The following is a 14,837-nucleotide window of genomic DNA, read 5'->3' as shown; positions in this document are numbered from 1 at the left end:
CTTCCTTGCCCGGACCTCTCGAAGGCAGACCTTCATGGACACCACCGATCCCCAATCACTCCAGCCGGCCGCAGAGTCCCCCTCAGCCGCGCCCTCGACTCGTACGCTGATCGAGATCGAGATCTCCACCCTCGACCAACACGGCGACCCCGGGTTCGTACACACCCGCGGGCACTTCCACTCCCCCTCCACGGCGGCCCGGTTCGCGGTGAGCCAAGCCGAAACCGTCGCGGACCTCCGACAGGTCGATACCGTCGCCGCGAGCTTCACCCAGACCGTCGACGACTCGCTCTGCCTCATCGGGACCCCCGGCGAGATCGCGTGTGCTCTCGCCTCGATCCCGGTCTACGCAGCGGGTGCCCGGTCGGCGGAACTGCCGCCACCGGGCTACGTCACCACCTCGATCGGGGTCTGGACCGCCACACCGATCGAACCGCTTCCCGGCGTCGACCCGGCCGACCTGATCGACGTCACGGTGCGTTCGACCCGGCCCGATCCGTTGCCGGACTCGACCACGATGGCCGGCGACTTCCCCGCCCACTCGGCGCACATCTTCGCCGGCGCTCTCGCCCGCGAGATCACGATGCGCAGCGGCGGCCACAGCGAGGCGACCGTGAAGACGGTCCCCGGGCAACGGCGGCTCGTCGTCGAACACCCGGTGGAGGTCGACGAAACCGACGCCGCAGCTGTCGCCCGCTACACCCGAATCACCCAGCTACGGGCGAACCTCGCTGCCCTCGATCCGGTGGCCGACGCCGAATGCGCGGTCGGCCTCACTGCCGAGCTCCACGTACTGGAAAGCCATACCCGCCGGTCGTTCGACGACGAATCGGACGCAGTGGCGTGATCGACATCCAGTGGCACCTCAGCCTCGTCGGACACCGCACGGCCACCGAGATCCCCGGGGTTATCGAGCGCCTCCAGGCGTGCGGGATCACTGCGGAGATCCTCGACAAGGTTCTCAGCGCCCCGGACTCGCTGCTGTACGCCCCCGAACGCGACGGCGAGGACTGGGCGCAGGACTACGGCGGGCCGATCGGTGCCGCACTGCTCACCTCCGAGCTGCTCGCCTACCTGTCCCATCAGCACCGCCTCGCCGCGCTGATCCATAGGGATCTGGTCACCGAGATGGTGGCCACCGACTCCGTGGCCACCATCGCCGGCCATCTCGGGACCACCGAAGCCGCGGTGTCCCGAATGTTTCTCGTCCCTCCCACGTCTCCGGCCACCGGCGACGCACCGACCGAAGGACCCACACCATGAGCACACCCGACTCCCCTGCCCTGTCCGACCTCGACAGCATCGAACTCGCGATCCTCACCGAACTGCGCTCACCGGAAGCGGTGGCCGCGTTCGAGATGCTGCACGGCACCGTTCCGGTGGAGACCGGGTCCCGGTTCGCCGAGCTGCTGGCGATCATCAACGACATTTCAGGCCCGAACTTTGCCGTCGACGCATCGTTGAACCTGCTCGACGCGGTACAGGACTCGGGCGACCTCGCGTTGGTCGTCGCGGCCGCGCCCACGCTCGACGATCCGATCACCGCGCTCGCGCTCGCTCAGCTGTTGCGCACCATCCGCCAGGACTGACCTACGCCACCTGCATCGGTCCGCGAGACATCAGAAAGCCCCGACCATCGTGTGGTCGGGGCTTTCTGCTGTCCGGCGGGTAACTAGTGCTGGGGCCAGCCGCGGACAAGCTTGTCGGTGCTCGCGTGCACGGCGTTGAAGGCGTCGACGAGGTATGTCAACCATGACGCTGCGGTCTCCGGGTTCGGGACCAGCGTCGACGGAACGGCATCCTGTTCCTCGTCGGAGAGCTCGTTGAAGTCGGCGGGGTAGTCGGTGGTGTCACCGTCGACGATGTTCGGTGCGCCGTCGATCTCGTAGGTGATCACGAATTGGAGCTCGTGCCGGTTCGGGGCGGTGAACTCGGCCGACAGTGCGAGCTCGCCCCACAGTCGCCGGTCGTAGGTGACGGCCCCGGAGTTGATCGCGGCCTGCAGCAGCCAGTGCGGCGTCCACAGTGCTTGTGGGGTACCGGGTTCGGGCCACTCGAAGTCGTCGTCGAGCACGTCGGCTTTGGCGAGGTCGAGGGTGAGCAGCGGCGCGGCCGGCGCGCGGGTTCCGTCGGCGGTGGGTGCGGTCATGGCCGGTGCCTCCAAGGTGTCGGTGTGGGTGTGGGTGACGATGAGGACACCGAGGTCGGTGCCGATGTTCGCACTGTCCCCGAGAGCGTCGAGCAGTCGTTCGGCCAGGGCTGCGGCGTCAGCGGCGCGGTAGGTGCCCAGGGTGCTCCACGTCGCGGCGTCGTACGAGGTTTCCGATGCCGAGCACACCTGCACAGTCAGTGCGCCGCCGCCGGTCGGGACGCGCTCGAGGTCGCCGGACGCGTCGACGACAGCAGCGATCTGCTCGCGGACGTGGACGGGCAGACCCGCATCGACAGCGGCGCCGGTTGTCGGTGCGTTCGTGCGGTCCGGCGCGTCGTGTGGCGGCCGTTCGGCGTGCTCACCTGTCTCTGTCACTGTCCTCGTCTTTCGATTGTGGCCCGCAGTGCACCGTAGTGCCCTGGGCGTCGTCGACGCGCTCACCGGTGTCCCTGTGGGTTCGTTCAGGAGATCGGTGGTTGCCGAAAGCTGTTGAGCCTGTTGAATGCTGCCCGCTGCCGGGTGCCGAGTTCGACCATGTAGTCGAACAGATCAGCTTCGGGTGCCTCTTCGGCGGCCTGGGCCAACCGTTGGCCGGCGACATGGAAGCTACGGCGGTAGGACTGGGACAGGACGTTGTCGGCGTAGTGCACGGCGGCGACGGAGTGCGCGCCGGCGGTGACGATGCCCATGAGGCGTTTGCGTAGCGGGGCGTCTTTGGCTCCGTCTGCTCCGGATCGGATGAGTGCGCCGGTGACGGAAGCGAAGTCGTGGGGTTGCCCGGCGGCGATGAGGTCGACGATGTGGCCGTACATGCGTGCGTGCGCGGGATCCTCGAAGTCCGCCGCGGTGAGCGTGCTGGTGATCCGCTCGACGTCCGCACCGTTGGTGCTCTGGTTACGGACGTCCATCAGGGCGCACAGGAGCATTGCTTCGGGGTCGGTGGCCGGGTCGTAGCCGGGTTCGACCGCTGTGTCGAGGTCCTCGACGGGTGCGAGGTCCGCGCGTGCCTGCGCTGCCGGGTCGTCGCCGGGTGTGGGGACTGCGCGTAGTGCGTTCATCGTCGGGCCTCGCGTTCGTGTCGGTGTCGGGTCAGAAGTCGTCGTGAACGGATACGGGATTACTGGCGGCCACGCCTTCGGGGGTGGTCACGATGCGACTTGCTCGGCGTCGCCGTACGGGGTGTCGTTCTGTTCGGTGTCGCGCTCTGCTGCGAGTTCGGCATCGATCTGGCGGTCGATGTAGTCGGCGTCGGGGATGTAGGCGGGGACGAGGTGCATGGCGGTTCTCCTGTGTCGGTGGGGGTGTCAGGCGGCGAGTGCGTCGAGTCGGCCGATTCGAAAACCGGACCAGTCTTCGCGGTCACCGTCGCTTCGATCGACGACCACGACGGGCGCTTGGAGGTAGCCGAGCTCGGAGGTGACGAAGTGGCGGGCTGTGTCGTCTTCGGTGATGTCGACGATTCGGTATTGGAGACCGTGCTTGTCGAGCCGTCGTTTCGTTGCATCGCATTGGTCGCAATTCGGTTTCGTGTACACGGTGATCGACATGGTTGCCTCCTTCTCGGAATTGTTCTATTGGCTTCTATTCTACGTCACAAATAGCTTTTGCACCAGGTGTAAATGCAGTCATTTATGTTGCGCTATAACGTTTTTCGACGTTTTGTACTTACCCATTGCAATGCCCGACAGACCCCTCGAAAACGGGTGTGGATACGTGTATCGGGCTGCCTTTATTGCATTCTTTTCGCTTACGGGTGGCGCGGAGAAGAGACGGCGGCGCACGGCGTCGATGGTCAATGCCTGGCCGGTGCGGGTGTTCACCCGGGGAGCGCAGCGAGTGCGGGTCGGGCGAACAGTCGTGCTGGGCACTGTGGGCCGAAGCGTGAGCGGAGTGAAGGGGTTGATCCGGGAGACGAAGGGTGATGCATTCTCGTCGCGCAGTCAGACGGGCCGACAAGAACTCCTCCCTTGTCTCGTCGGACGGCGGAGCTCGTGGCCGTAGTTGTGTTCGTGCTGGTCGGTAGGGTGCTGGGGTATGGAGCGCTCGCGGATCGAACATGCCTTGTCCAAAGCTGTGGTGAACGCTGAACCGCCGCCGTCGGAGCTGGCGCTCGATGCGATCGTGGCCGGTGTTCGGGTCGAGGACACCCGTCCACCCGCCGCCGACGTCGATGTGGTGTGGCCGGCCGATCCGACGTCCCTCTGAGCGCTGTTCCGCTCTTTCTCTGCCACGCCTGACCTCACCGCACCCGCCTGCTCTTCTGTCGTTGCTGCGGGCGGCGCGTTTGTCGGTGTGAGGGCTCGATGCCCGATGCACCGGCCCCGCGCCCGCGACCTGCGACTGCCGGGCGTGGCCACCTCGAACCGGTGGCCACGCTCGGCGGCGGGTGTCAGGTGTAGCTCTGCACTGCGCCGATGTGAGCGGCGACGTAGTCGGGGGTGATGACCGCGCCGATCCCCCTGACCTCTTCCGGCGGCATTCCGGCGTTGAGGACACGCAGGAGAATTCCCGTCAGGCTCGGCAACGGCACGTTGGCTCGTTCGGCGGTGCGCTCGGCGGCCTGCAGTGCTGCGTGAGCTGCTGCGCCGTCGCCGGTGCAGTACACGAAGTAGGCGGCGATGGTGAGAGCATTCGCGCGGGCGGTGCCACGTAGCGGGGCCGCGATGCGGGTGAACGCGTCGGCTGCGTCGGCGTCTCCGTGAACGGACATGGCCAGGAACGCGTCTCGGACTTCGAGGTGCCCGGTCGCCAGTGCCAGGCCGACGCGGGCGGTGAGGTCGGCGCTGGGGATTTCGCGGGCGTGGATGACGGCGGCGAGCTCGTCGAAGGTGACGGGCAGGAAGTCGGCGACGCCCATCGTGGCGGCGGCAGCGAGGGCGAGAGATTCGGGAATCTCCGTGGTGGGGGCGTATCGGGCCTCGAGGTCGGCGCGTGATGCGGCAATGACGGCACCGTCTGCGATGCGGGCGGTCGCAAGCTCGGTGGTGGCGGGGTCGGGGATGGTGCCGTCGGTGAAGCGGTCGAGGTCGGTAAAGGTCGTTCCTGCAGTGAGGCTGTAGGTGTGCAGGGCGCGGATGGTGCGGATTCCGGCAGCGGCGAGCGCGTCGCGGATGGCGTCGAGTCCGATCAGGGCTGCGCCTGCATGGGTGGTGTCTGCGATGGCCGCAAGGATGACGGCGGTGACGGGGGTGTCCTGCCGGGTGAGCGCGTCGGTGATGATGCCTGCGGCGGCTTCTGCCTGGTGGGCGTCGACGCGGGCGGTAGGCGCGACCAGGTGCGAGCCGTTCCCGTCGTCGGCCAGGGCGATGATGACGACGGAGTTGTCGGGGGTGAAACCGAGCAGGGCGGGGATGGCGGCGAGGGTGTCCGCGGCGGTGGTGAGGGACATGCGCTGTTGGGTCATGGTGATGCCTTTCGGGAGTGTGTGCGGGTTGGGTTGGGGTGGTGCGGTTTTCAGTGGCGGAGTTCGCGGCGAGCGGTGCGGCGGTCGCGGCGTGCGCTGGCGCGTTTGACGGTGCGGCGCATCTTCGGCTTGCCCTGGCGGTGGACGATGATGTCAATTTCGTCGGCGGTGGTGGGGTGTTGTGCTCGCATGACGGTCCTTTGTTGTCGGTGGCTGGTGCGGGGTCTCAGCGTGTGCGGGTGAGGTTTCTCAGGAAGCGGCGGATTCGTTCGGTGATGGACGGCGGGCCGGTGATGGCTTCGTCGAACCAGCCCATGGCGTGCTCGTAGCAGGTGGGGCAGTCGTGGTCTTCGCATGGCGAGTTGTCGGGAGCGCCGCGTGTGTCTTCGTTGATGCACGGGAGGTCGGGGACGGCACCTGCGGGGCAGTTGTAGTCGCGGCAGTCGCAGAGCCTGCCCGCGTAGAGCCGGGTGTTGTCGTCGCTTGCTGCGTTGTGGTCCTCGTGCATGACGGGCCTCTTCCCTCTCGACTGGTGGCCGGACCTTCGCCCTGCCAATTTCTTTCGCCGTGGTGGCTGGGGAGAGAAACCAGTGCACGGGGACGACGGGGCAACCCTTCGGCCGGACAGTTTTCGTGGGAGCGCAGCGACTGCTCGACGAAAAGCGTTCGGAGCCTTGGCCGTAGCGCAGCGGAGCGAGGGGTTGAGCCGGCGGGCACGGGTGATGGATGCTCGGAGAAGCCACCTACGTCGAAAGAAATTGTTTCTTTTCGCTCTTTTGAGTGCGGAGCGCAGCGGAGTTCGATTCGGTGCAGCCCGTAGGGGTGCGTGTGGCCCTCCAGGGCCTGCCCGTCACGTGGCCGGCCGCTGGTGGTGGGACGCGAAACGCTGCCGGAGCTGGTGCTCTACGGCGGCGTGGTGTGGGGTACGACTGTGAAGGTGATTGTGCGGGAGCGACGGAGGGTGACGACGCTCGGTGTTGCGGTAGCGCTGATTGGATGTGAGGGGGTGTCTTGCCTCGCGATGGCGGGGAGTTGTGTCGGTAGCCGGACTGTGGTTGTCGGTGGCCTGTGGCAGGGTCACCGCCTATGGATGCACAGGTGGAGGCCGTGACGAGTCGGTCGCATTTCGATGATTGTCCGCGGTGTAGTAGCCCGATTCCGTTGCCGCTGGACAACTTCTGTTCTCAGTGTAGGTATCCGTTGCGGGTCGATTCGGAGGAGCGGGCGGCGAGGCTTCATGCTGCGAATCCGCGTCGGCTCCGTCGGCGTCGTGGTTAGCGCGGTCAGGTGGTGGCGGGTACGAGGGTGTCGGGTTTGACGAGGTAGGGGTAGACGCCGGGGCCTGGTGTTTCGTTTTCGACGAGGATGAGGCCCTCGGGTTGGATGTCGCGGACGACGACGATGCCGGGTGCGCCGGGTGCGAGGTGGTAGCGGTCGCCGATGTTCACGGTCTCTCCTGTGCTGCTGCGGTGGTGTGGGTTGATTGTCGGTGCTCGAGGCCGATCCTGATGGCCTCTGCGGTGGTGGTGTCGGTCATGTGATGGGTGTGATGGCGGCGGCGGGGCACCATTGCCGGTCGAGGTCGAGTCGGCCTTTCTTGTTGCCGGTGGGGATCGAAAACGACACTTGCGCAAGCCAATCGCCGGTCCCGGTCCGTGCCCAGGCGTACAAGGTTCCTTCGACGATGCTGTCCATGGCCAAGCCCTCGGCCCGGACTTTCAAGGGTGTGGTGTCGCGGAATCCTCCGCTTCCGGATCGTCCGATGGCGAGCGCGATATTGACGTTCACCGATTTGGGTGGGTCGACGATGCGGCGGGTGGGTGGCTCGAAGGTGGTGGGCCAGGCATCGAAGATGCCGGCCTCGTTGTCGGTGGTCATTGCGCGACGGCTACGGGCCGGTGGGCGGTGAGATCGGCGGCGGGTGTGGGTGTCCAGCGCAGGCCTGTCTCGCCGAAGGTGGGGGCGGTGAGGGTGTAGTGGCCGGTGCGGTGTGGTGTTCCGCGGCCGTGGACGGTGGTTTCGAGGGTGAGCGATTTGATGCGCCCTCGGCCCTGTTCGATGCCGCCGTAGCCGCAGACGGTGGAGGCGATCGTGAGATCGGTACCGGGCATGTGCCCATCCGTCAGGACCAGGATGCTGGCATGTCGACGATTCCTGGCTAGCAAAGCCCTTGCGCGCGTCGGTGGTACGTCTCGGCCGTGCACGGTGGTGACGACCAAATCCAGCCCGTCGAGACAAATGCTGGCGGCGTCGAGCGGGTCGCCTGCCCCGGGATCGACGAGGTGGACTTTCGCGAGGTCACCGCCGTGTTCGTGGACGGCGAGCAGGCTCAGTCGGGGTTGGCCGATGAGGGCGACGTGGTGGCCGGCGGCGGATGCTTCGGCGACGAGGGCGATGAGCATGGACCCGGCGCCGGTGACGGTGATGGCGGTTCCGCGGGCCAGGGCTCGGCGTGGGAGCAGTGCGGCGAGTGGTGGGGGTACGGGCATGGTGCGGAGGGTTTTGCCGCGTACAGCGCCACTGAGCGGTTCCGGGTCGTCGGCCTCGCCCGCGAGGTTCGTATCGCCTGTGGTGGGTGCCGCTGGTTCGGGTGAGGTGATGGTGGGGAGGTCGGTGGGTGCGTGGTCGCGGCGGCCGCCGGGGACGGTGGCCATCCGTCGGCGTAGGACGTCGAGTTGGGTGGCTTTGTCGAGTCCGGTGAGGTCGGGGATGGCGTCGGCGGTGGCCATGTGGATCGACCTTTCGCCGTGCCGGTAGGAACTTCCGCCAGATTACTCGAACACGCGTTCGACTGTCGAATGTGCTGGTGAGCCGGTTCAGCGGGGTAGGTGGTGGCCGTCGAGGTCATCCACGGTGAAGGTCCAGGCGAGGTGCCGGTACTGGCGCAGGGTGCGTTTGACCTGGTCGATGGCGTGAAAGACGGCCGGGTGGTCGGGGTCGTGGCCGTCCGCTCGGATGGCTGCACGTTCGTCGTCGTCCATGTCTGGTTGGACGCACGGGACGGTGCGGTGGTTCCGGCAACAGTCATTCACTCGAACGACTGGACGGGGTGACTGCGGCGGCGGGGTGTTTCGAACGAAAGCAGGGCCGCGCATGTGGTGCGCGGCCCTGCTTTCGGTGTTGGGTGACGGTGTTCGCCAGTGCGCCTCTCGGCAGGTGGCCGCTCGTAGCGGCTGATGGTTGGTACCCGGGGCATTGGGATCGAACGCCGTCGAGTCCTACAACGACCGTGCTATCGGTGGTATTCCAGCCCGTGCGGGAGGCAAAAAGGGGGTCCCGGCCCCGTGGTGGGACCGGGACCCCGGAGGGCCTGGCTCAGTGGGTGCACCAGAAGGACCCGACCGGGATGGCTGCTCCCGGCTGCCCGGCGCACCACCGGCAGGTGGTGTCGTGCTCGATCCGGCTGAGCACTCCCTCGGCCTCCTCGATGAGGATGGGCAGCTCTGCTGCACTGGCGAGCGCGAGCGCCTCGCGGGCCCACCGGGCCGCGCGCGGATCTTCGGCGGGAAGCTGAGCGGCAGTGCCGATGAGCTCGGTGATGATCTGGTGATCGTTGAGCAGGTTGTTGTTCATGGCAGGGACACCTTCCACAGGTTCGGATGAGACGTCCCCGATCGACATGACGAGGGTGGCCTGTCAACCCCGAAGAGGGAGCGTGCGACCGTGGGTTGATTGGACGGGGTCCCCGGCATGTCAGACTCGGGCGACTCGTACGACAAAAATTGGTGACCCATATGGGGCGGCCCCGGAGGGGACGTGCGACCGCCTGCGGTCGGCTTTCGATGGTTCGCAGATCCCCTACGCGGGCATCCGTCGTCGATGCCCCCGAATCCGTTGTCTCCGATGCTCGCCACTCCTGGGCCGCTTCCGTCCGGACCGGCCTGGGTGTGGGAATGGAAGTGGGACGGCCAGCGCGGGGTCAGCGTTGTCGACGGCACATCGCGGGTGAAGCTGTTCTCGCGCAACGGAAACGACATCTCCGCCTCATTCCCGGACGTGGCGGCGGCGTTGTCGGACTCGACGGCGGGTCGATCGGTGACCCTCGACGGCGAGTTGGTGGCACTGGATTCGGGCGGTCGGCCCGATTTCGGGCTGCTGCAACGCCGAATGCATGTCGCCCGCCCGTCGGCGGCATTGCTGCGGTCGACCCCGGTGACGTATTTCGTGTTCGATGTCCTCGACGTCGACGGCGAATCGGTCCGGGCACTGCCCTACACGCAGCGCCGTGCGCTGCTCGAGGGCCTTGGTAGCCGACGGGCGGCGAGTCCAGGTGCCGCCGAACATGACGGGAATCGATGGCGTCACGTTGATGAGCATTGCCGCCGACAACGGCATCGAGGGGGTCGTCGCCAAGAAAGCCGGGTCGCTGTACCGGCCGGGGATCCGGTCGCCGTCGTGGATCAAGGTACCGATCCGGAACACCCGCGAAGGCGTGATCTGCGGATGGGTTCCTACCGGCGGCCGCGCCGGTGGAACACTGGCCGCACTGCTCCTCGGAGCGTACGACGAGGCGGGCGAGTTGGTCTACATCGGCCGTGTGGGAACGGGTTTCACCGATCGAATGCGCCGCGAACTGCGGAGCACATTCACCGCGTGCACCCTCCCGGACAGTGCGCTGCACGGGCCGATTCCTCACACCGACGCAGTCGGAGTGTCCTGGGTGACACCGGAATTGGTGGCGACCGTGGAATACCGCGAACAATCGACAACGGGGCGTTTACGGCATCCCACATTCAAAGGCATCCGATCCGATATCGCTCCCCGCGACGTCGTCAAATGACAAGGCTGCAGCTCATCGCCACATTCGTTGGTTACGCTGGCCGCTACCCGAGTCCCTGACAAATGTGTGTGATCGAAAGGTTTTCCGGCTGTGGCCAAAAGAGTGACAACCCAATTGGTGGACGATATCGACGGGTCGGTCATCGACGACGAGTCCGGCGAAACTATCGACTTCGCAGTCAACGGTGTCGAGTACGTGATCGACCTGAAAGCGAAGAACGCCACCGAGTTTCACCGCAAGCTCGACTACTACATCGAGCATTCCACTCGGGTCGGTGGCCGCAAACGTAAGCCCTCCCCCGCCGGCGCGGCGACGCCCGCGAAGACCGGGACACCGGCCAAGCGTGATCCGGCGCAGACACGCGCGATCCGGCAGTGGGCAGCAGATGAGGGCTACGAGATCAACGATCGCGGCCGCATCCCGGCCGATATCGAAGAGGCGTACAACGCCGCTCACTGACCTGCCGTGAGCCGCCTGCCCGGCGTCAGCAGTGCGGTGGTGGGGCGTCGAGCGGGGGAGCTCGAGGGCGGCGGCAGCCCCCTCGACCCGGGCCGGGGAACGAGGCCACAGGTGGCGGGCACCGTCGAGGTACCCGCCACCGGCCCCGGCCCCTACTCGGTGGACGCGGTGAGCTGATCGTACGCCTGCTCAGGGGTCAGCATTCCGGCTGCGGCCTGCTCTACCACGGTCAGCACGTGGCCGTGCTGGTCGAGAAAGCCCAGGTAGTTGTCCTGGTTACCCCAGGACGTACGCCGCCACGAGTCGTGGCCCTTGCCACTCACTCGTGCTTCGTAGGCGGCGAGGATCTGCGCGAGCAGGATCACCTGCGCGCGAGTCTCGCTGGCCTTGTCGATCGTGGCGGCGAGCGCTCGACGCGCGGCCTTGTCCGCGACACCGGGGTACCCGGCACTGGGGCTGGTGTCGGCGGGCACGGTGACACCGAGCAGCTCCGCGAGGTACTGCGGCGCTTTGTTCTCGGTCAACAGTCCCGGCTCGTCGACGAGTGTTTCGGTGATCCACTTCCCTGCCCCCTTCGGCAGAGTCTTGCGGGTCAGGAACTTCGTCAGCCATTCCTTGCGGACGATCGTCGCGGCGGCGCTGGCCTTGTTCAATGCGACGGTGCGCCGCCGAGCGGCCTTCTCGGCTTCCCTCTCCGCGAGCGCTGCCTGCGCGGCATTCTTCTCGCGTGCCTTCCTCTCGGCTGCGGCCTGGTCGTCCGCCTCATCGGGTTCGCTCGACGCTGCGGCCAGGATCGGCCCCAGTTTCACACCGGCCGCATCGGGGTCGGCAGTGAAGTACTCCGGCACCCACACCTGCGCGACTGTCACGTCCTTGTGGTGGCGGTAGCCCTCTGCGGCGACGGCTTTCGGGGCTCCTTCGGTTCCCCAGTCGATCGACTCGGATTCGATCACCTCGCCGCTGGCCGTGAGGGTGATCTGCTCGTCGGCAGTCAGCCACACCGCCCAGTGCTCGGCTGCGCCGTCGATGACGGCCTCGGTGATCGGGTCTCCGTCTGCGGTCACCAAGTCCTCAGCAGCGACGTAGGGGCTGTCGTAGTCGGGTTCTTCCTCGAGGACGGTCAAACCTTTCTCGGCATACGGGGTACCTGCTGCGGCGCGGGCCTTGCGCTCGGCGCGGTCCGCGATCAGCTCCCGCGCGACAGAGTGGAACCACGACCCGGCGTCGAGCAGCCTCTCGACGGCCTCGGTGTCGCCGTCAGCATCGAACACCGCGACCATCGCGGCTTGCTCGAGGTCGAGCTGCCCGGCGTCGAGGGCGTCGAGGGCGGTCTGCGACCGACCCGCTGTCCCTGCGGCTTTAGCGGTGTCTCGACTGTCGTACTGCATCGTCTTGGCGATCTTGGTAGCCGACAGGCCCAGCTCGAACATCTCGGTTACGGCCTTCGCGCGTTGACCATCAGTGAGCGCGATACGGCGGTCGTTGGTGCACACCTGCTGCGTGAGGCGTTCGATCTCCTGGTCCTTGGTCTTACTCGCAGTCGGCCGAATCAACACCGGCACACTGTCGACCCCGGCTTCGATCGCTGCGAGGGTGCGGACCTGACCGTCGATGACGACGATGCGTTCCTCGTCGCGTCGCGCGAGGATCGGCAGCAGCACACCGTGTTCGGTGATCGAGGCGACGACGGCGCGGAACTCGTCCGAATCGGTGTCGACCTCGTCGCGGACGTTCGGGCCGACCTCGAGGACGGTGGGGTGCAGGCGGGCGAACTCCTCGCCCGCCCCCACGACCGGCGTGGTGCCGGTCATGGGGGCTTCGGTTGCGGCGGTGGCGGTTTCGATGCTCGCGGTCATGGTGGTGTCTCTCCCTGGTAGATTCTTCGGTTGGAGACACCGGGCAGGTAAGAGCTGTCCGGTGTTTTCTTGTTTTCCGGGGCCGGTGTGGCCCTGGGGTTACTGCTGAGCGGTGGCTGCCCGGTGGTGGCCTGCGAGCCGTGCGGCGTGGATTTCGTCCTCGCTGGCTCCGTTTTCGCGGGCGATGCAGGCCCAGTACGCGGCCCGCTCGAGGTGCGCATCGACGGTGGTCGAGTTCGCATCCGCTGCGGCCCGGTTGACCTGCTCGGTGTAGGCGGTGACCTGCGCGAGTGCGTGGGTCTTGACCTGGCCCGGTACCTGACCGATCGCGGCCATAATCGCCGTGTGCAGTCCCACCGTCCTCGGTTCTGTGATGGTGTCGTGCATGTCGCTACGTCCCTTCTCAACTGGTGGCCGGACCTGCTGCCCTGCCACGTTTTTTCGCCGTTTCTGGCGTGAGGAGAGAAGTCAGCGCACGGGGACGACGGGGCAACCCCTCGGCCGGACAGTTTTCGTGGGAGCGCAGCGACTGCTCGACGAAAAGTGTTCGGAGCCTTCGGTCGTAGCGCAGCGGAGCGAGGGGTTGAGGCGGCGGCCACGGGTGATGAATGCTCGCCGGTAGCCAGAACCGGAGTGAAAAAACGTCTTTGCTCTTCCACGGTGCGGAGCGCAGCGGAGCTCCATTCAGGGGACGCCCGCAGGGTGGCCGGCACCGCCGGCAGGCGGAATGCGGGACCGTTGGTCGACGCCGGCGGCGGGGCGACGGAGGCCGGTGGGCCGGGGTGCGGAAGTGCGGAAGTGCGGAAGACAGCGGAGTTCGATTCGGTGCGCACACCGCTGTTGGCCGGCTAATGCGGTGTTGACTCACCACTGGACACTCTGTACCTTTAGGTACACACTAAACCAATCAGTACACACTGTATCAATCGGTACAGTGTCCATTCCTGCCCGAGGAGACGACATGTCCCGTCCACCGCTGCCACCGTTCACCGAAGCCACCGCCATCCAGAAGGCACGCGCTGCTGAGGATGCTTGGAACACTCGTGATCCCGAGCGCATTTCCCTCGCGTACAGCGAGGACAGCTGGTGGCGTAATCGGTCGACGTTTGTGCAGGGTCGACCCGCCATCGTCGAGTTCCTCGCCGACAAGTGGGACCGGGAGCTCGACTACCGCCTCATCAAGGAACTGTGGGCGTACACCGGCAACGTCATCGCCGTGCGCTTCGCCTACGAGTACCATGACGCAACGGGTCAGTGGTTCCGTGCGTACGGCAACGAGAACTGGCAATTCGACAAGGACGGCCTGATGACGCACCGCCACGCGAGCATCAACGACGTGGCCATCGACGAGTCCGAGCGCAAGTTCTTCTGGGACGCAACCGGACCCCGCCCAGCGGATCACCCCGGCCTCAGTGAGCTCGGCCTGTAATGGCCCGAACCGTCCTCGACCGGGCAGACGTAGTCCACGCTCTCGCCGGAGTCTTCCGCAAGCGAGGCTTCGACGGTGCCTCCTTGACCGTCATCCAGCGGGAGGCGGGCGTCGGACGCGGCAGCCTGTACCACTTCTTCCCTGAGGGGAAGACGGACATGGCTCGCGCCGTCCTCGAGCAAGTGGACAAGTGGTTCGAGGAACGAATCTTCATCCCCCTGCGCACCGCAACCGATACCGCGACGGCGGTCGAGGCGATGTCGAAGGAAGTGTCCGAGTACTTCATCTCACGCGAACGCGTGTGCCTGTTCGCTGCAATTGCATTGAGCGAGGAGCAGGGCATCTTCACCGACGCAGTCCGGTCCTATTTCACCGACTGGGTCGACGCTCTCACTGCGGCATTGTGTTCTGGTGGACTCGATCCGCAGGAAGCGGCGGCGCACGCGCTCGACGCGGTCGCGTCAATCCAGGGTGGTCTGATCCTGGCCCGCGCCTACGACGACGATGCGACGTTCCTCGGGATCGTCTCCCGCACCCAGCAGCATCTTCTCGCCCCGTTCACCAGTTGACGGCGTAGAGCGCTGTTCCAGCGATAGTGTCCGCCTCGACCGCCGGACAACCCTGACCCGCGCAGGTGCGTCTTCCACTGGGCTGGTGTAATTCGTTGAGCGACAGTGCGACTGCGGTGTGCGCGGCGACTTCCGCGGGTAGTGGCGGTCCGTCGATTGTTCTGATTCGCATGGCCACGAGGATCGCAA

The 14,837-nt window shown here is 66.4% G+C and carries 24 protein-coding genes and 1 pseudogene; 11 read left to right on the top strand and 14 right to left on the bottom strand.

All coding sequences use genetic code 11. The annotated features are described in order from the left end of the window. Positions 1-34: 34 nt before the first annotated feature. Genes CH278_RS13100 through CH278_RS13090 form a run of 3 tightly spaced genes read left to right on the top strand, consistent with a single transcriptional unit; the run spans position 35 to position 1,589 of the window. Complete coding sequence (locus CH278_RS13100) at positions 35-847, top strand: methyltransferase (RefSeq protein WP_094622083.1); 813 nt, start codon at positions 35-37, stop codon at positions 845-847. Then, positions 844-1,263: a hypothetical protein gene (locus CH278_RS13095; protein ID WP_094622082.1), complete on the top strand. Its 420-nt coding sequence runs from the start codon at positions 844-846 to the stop codon at positions 1,261-1,263. The genes CH278_RS13100 and CH278_RS13095 overlap by 4 nt, the downstream gene beginning before the upstream one ends. After that, positions 1,260-1,589 (top strand): hypothetical protein, encoded by a 330-nt coding sequence (locus tag CH278_RS13090; protein WP_094622081.1) that lies wholly within the window; start codon positions 1,260-1,262, stop codon positions 1,587-1,589. The genes CH278_RS13095 and CH278_RS13090 overlap by 4 nt, the downstream gene beginning before the upstream one ends. An 83-nt stretch (positions 1,590-1,672) precedes the next feature. Here CH278_RS13090 and CH278_RS13085 read toward each other — a convergent pair whose 3' ends face one another. From CH278_RS13085 to CH278_RS13075, 4 genes are all read right to left on the bottom strand, one after another. After that, positions 1,673-2,527, bottom strand: coding sequence for a hypothetical protein (locus tag CH278_RS13085; RefSeq protein WP_094622080.1), 855 nt, complete (start codon positions 2,525-2,527; stop codon positions 1,673-1,675). Between the two features lie 86 nt (positions 2,528-2,613). Next, the gene (locus tag CH278_RS13080) at positions 2,614-3,210 is read right to left on the bottom strand and encodes a DnaB-like helicase N-terminal domain-containing protein (RefSeq protein WP_094622079.1); all 597 of its coding nucleotides are present in this window, start codon (positions 3,208-3,210) and stop codon (positions 2,614-2,616) included. Positions 3,211-3,297: 87 nt separating this feature from the next. After that, positions 3,298-3,429 (bottom strand): hypothetical protein, encoded by a 132-nt coding sequence (locus tag CH278_RS28000; protein WP_254924082.1) that lies wholly within the window; start codon positions 3,427-3,429, stop codon positions 3,298-3,300. A gap of 27 nt (positions 3,430-3,456) precedes the next feature. Then, entirely contained in the window at positions 3,457-3,699 is a 243-nt protein-coding gene (locus CH278_RS13075) for a glutaredoxin domain-containing protein (RefSeq protein ID WP_008719967.1), read from the bottom strand. 487 nt (positions 3,700-4,186) lie between these two features. Between CH278_RS13075 and CH278_RS27585 the strand changes: the two genes are divergently transcribed. Then, positions 4,187-4,357, top strand: a complete 171-nt coding sequence (locus tag CH278_RS27585) for a hypothetical protein (protein ID WP_179274564.1) — start codon at positions 4,187-4,189, stop codon at positions 4,355-4,357. 184 nt (positions 4,358-4,541) lie between these two features. Here the strand turns inward: CH278_RS27585 and CH278_RS13070 are convergent, their stop codons facing one another. From CH278_RS13070 to CH278_RS13045, 8 genes are all read right to left on the bottom strand, one after another. Further along, positions 4,542-5,555, bottom strand: coding sequence for a DUF4192 domain-containing protein (locus CH278_RS13070; RefSeq protein ID WP_094622078.1), 1,014 nt, complete (start codon positions 5,553-5,555; stop codon positions 4,542-4,544). Positions 5,556-5,605: 50 nt separating this feature from the next. Then, positions 5,606-5,746 carry a hypothetical protein gene (locus CH278_RS27580; protein ID WP_179274563.1) on the bottom strand — a complete coding sequence of 47 codons (141 nt, stop codon included), beginning with the start codon at positions 5,744-5,746 and terminating at the stop codon, positions 5,606-5,608. Between the two features lie 35 nt (positions 5,747-5,781). Next, positions 5,782-6,063 carry a hypothetical protein gene (locus tag CH278_RS13065; protein ID WP_094622077.1) on the bottom strand — a complete coding sequence of 94 codons (282 nt, stop codon included), beginning with the start codon at positions 6,061-6,063 and terminating at the stop codon, positions 5,782-5,784. A 775-nt stretch (positions 6,064-6,838) separates the two neighbouring features. After that, positions 6,839-7,003, bottom strand: coding sequence for a hypothetical protein (locus CH278_RS27575; RefSeq protein ID WP_155289017.1), 165 nt, complete (start codon positions 7,001-7,003; stop codon positions 6,839-6,841). A gap of 85 nt (positions 7,004-7,088) precedes the next feature. Continuing rightward, positions 7,089-7,433 carry a hypothetical protein gene (locus tag CH278_RS13060; RefSeq protein WP_052065211.1) on the bottom strand — a complete coding sequence of 115 codons (345 nt, stop codon included), beginning with the start codon at positions 7,431-7,433 and terminating at the stop codon, positions 7,089-7,091. Next, positions 7,430-8,284, bottom strand: a complete 855-nt coding sequence (locus CH278_RS13055; protein WP_094622076.1) for a hypothetical protein — start codon at positions 8,282-8,284, stop codon at positions 7,430-7,432. The genes CH278_RS13060 and CH278_RS13055 overlap by 4 nt, the downstream gene beginning before the upstream one ends. An 87-nt stretch (positions 8,285-8,371) precedes the next feature. After that, complete coding sequence (locus CH278_RS27570; RefSeq protein WP_179274562.1) at positions 8,372-8,536, bottom strand: hypothetical protein; 165 nt, start codon at positions 8,534-8,536, stop codon at positions 8,372-8,374. A 334-nt stretch (positions 8,537-8,870) separates the two neighbouring features. Beyond that, complete coding sequence (locus tag CH278_RS13045) at positions 8,871-9,128, bottom strand: hypothetical protein (protein ID WP_094622115.1); 258 nt, start codon at positions 9,126-9,128, stop codon at positions 8,871-8,873. A gap of 246 nt (positions 9,129-9,374) precedes the next feature. On the opposite strand from CH278_RS13045, the pseudogene CH278_RS27995 reads away from it, so the two are divergent. From CH278_RS27995 to CH278_RS27565, 4 genes and pseudogenes are all read left to right on the top strand, one after another. Beyond that, positions 9,375-9,740 (top strand): annotated as a pseudogene (locus tag CH278_RS27995) (ATP-dependent DNA ligase); the annotation flags it as partial. A 97-nt stretch (positions 9,741-9,837) separates the two neighbouring features. Then, positions 9,838-10,335: a hypothetical protein gene (locus CH278_RS27990; protein WP_256991947.1), complete on the top strand. Its 498-nt coding sequence runs from the start codon at positions 9,838-9,840 to the stop codon at positions 10,333-10,335. Between the two features lie 90 nt (positions 10,336-10,425). Then, positions 10,426-10,794, top strand: coding sequence for a histone-like nucleoid-structuring protein Lsr2 (locus CH278_RS13035; protein WP_094622074.1), 369 nt, complete (start codon positions 10,426-10,428; stop codon positions 10,792-10,794). 6 nt (positions 10,795-10,800) lie between these two features. Next, positions 10,801-10,971, top strand: a complete 171-nt coding sequence (locus tag CH278_RS27565; protein ID WP_179274561.1) for a hypothetical protein — start codon at positions 10,801-10,803, stop codon at positions 10,969-10,971. On the opposite strand, the gene CH278_RS13030 is transcribed toward CH278_RS27565, so the two are convergent. Next, positions 10,947-12,650 carry a ParB/RepB/Spo0J family partition protein gene (locus tag CH278_RS13030; protein WP_094622073.1) on the bottom strand — a complete coding sequence of 568 codons (1,704 nt, stop codon included), beginning with the start codon at positions 12,648-12,650 and terminating at the stop codon, positions 10,947-10,949. The two genes, CH278_RS27565 and CH278_RS13030, sit on opposite strands and share 25 nt — an antisense overlap. 99 nt (positions 12,651-12,749) lie before the next feature. Then, entirely contained in the window at positions 12,750-13,037 is a 288-nt protein-coding gene (locus CH278_RS13025) for a hypothetical protein (protein ID WP_094622072.1), read from the bottom strand. Positions 13,038-13,352: 315 nt separating this feature from the next. Here CH278_RS13025 and CH278_RS27560 point away from each other — a divergent pair, with 315 nt between their 5' ends. From CH278_RS27560 to CH278_RS13015, 3 genes are all read left to right on the top strand, one after another. Further along, on the top strand, positions 13,353-13,502 hold the full coding sequence (locus CH278_RS27560) for a hypothetical protein (RefSeq protein WP_179274560.1): 150 nt from the start codon (positions 13,353-13,355) through the stop codon (positions 13,500-13,502). A 109-nt stretch (positions 13,503-13,611) separates the two neighbouring features. Then, on the top strand, positions 13,612-14,079 hold the full coding sequence (locus CH278_RS13020; RefSeq protein ID WP_094622071.1) for a nuclear transport factor 2 family protein: 468 nt from the start codon (positions 13,612-13,614) through the stop codon (positions 14,077-14,079). Next, a complete protein-coding gene (locus tag CH278_RS13015; protein WP_094622070.1) occupies positions 14,079-14,648 on the top strand; it encodes a TetR/AcrR family transcriptional regulator in 570 nt (189 codons plus the stop codon). The genes CH278_RS13020 and CH278_RS13015 overlap by 1 nt, the downstream gene beginning before the upstream one ends. Positions 14,649-14,837 lie beyond the last annotated feature (189 nt).

Source organism: Rhodococcus sp. 05-2254-5, from assembly GCF_002258575.1.
GTDB classification, from domain to species: Bacteria; Actinomycetota; Actinomycetes; order Mycobacteriales; family Mycobacteriaceae; genus Rhodococcoides; species Rhodococcoides fascians.
This window is presented reverse-complemented; position numbering and strand designations above follow the sequence as displayed.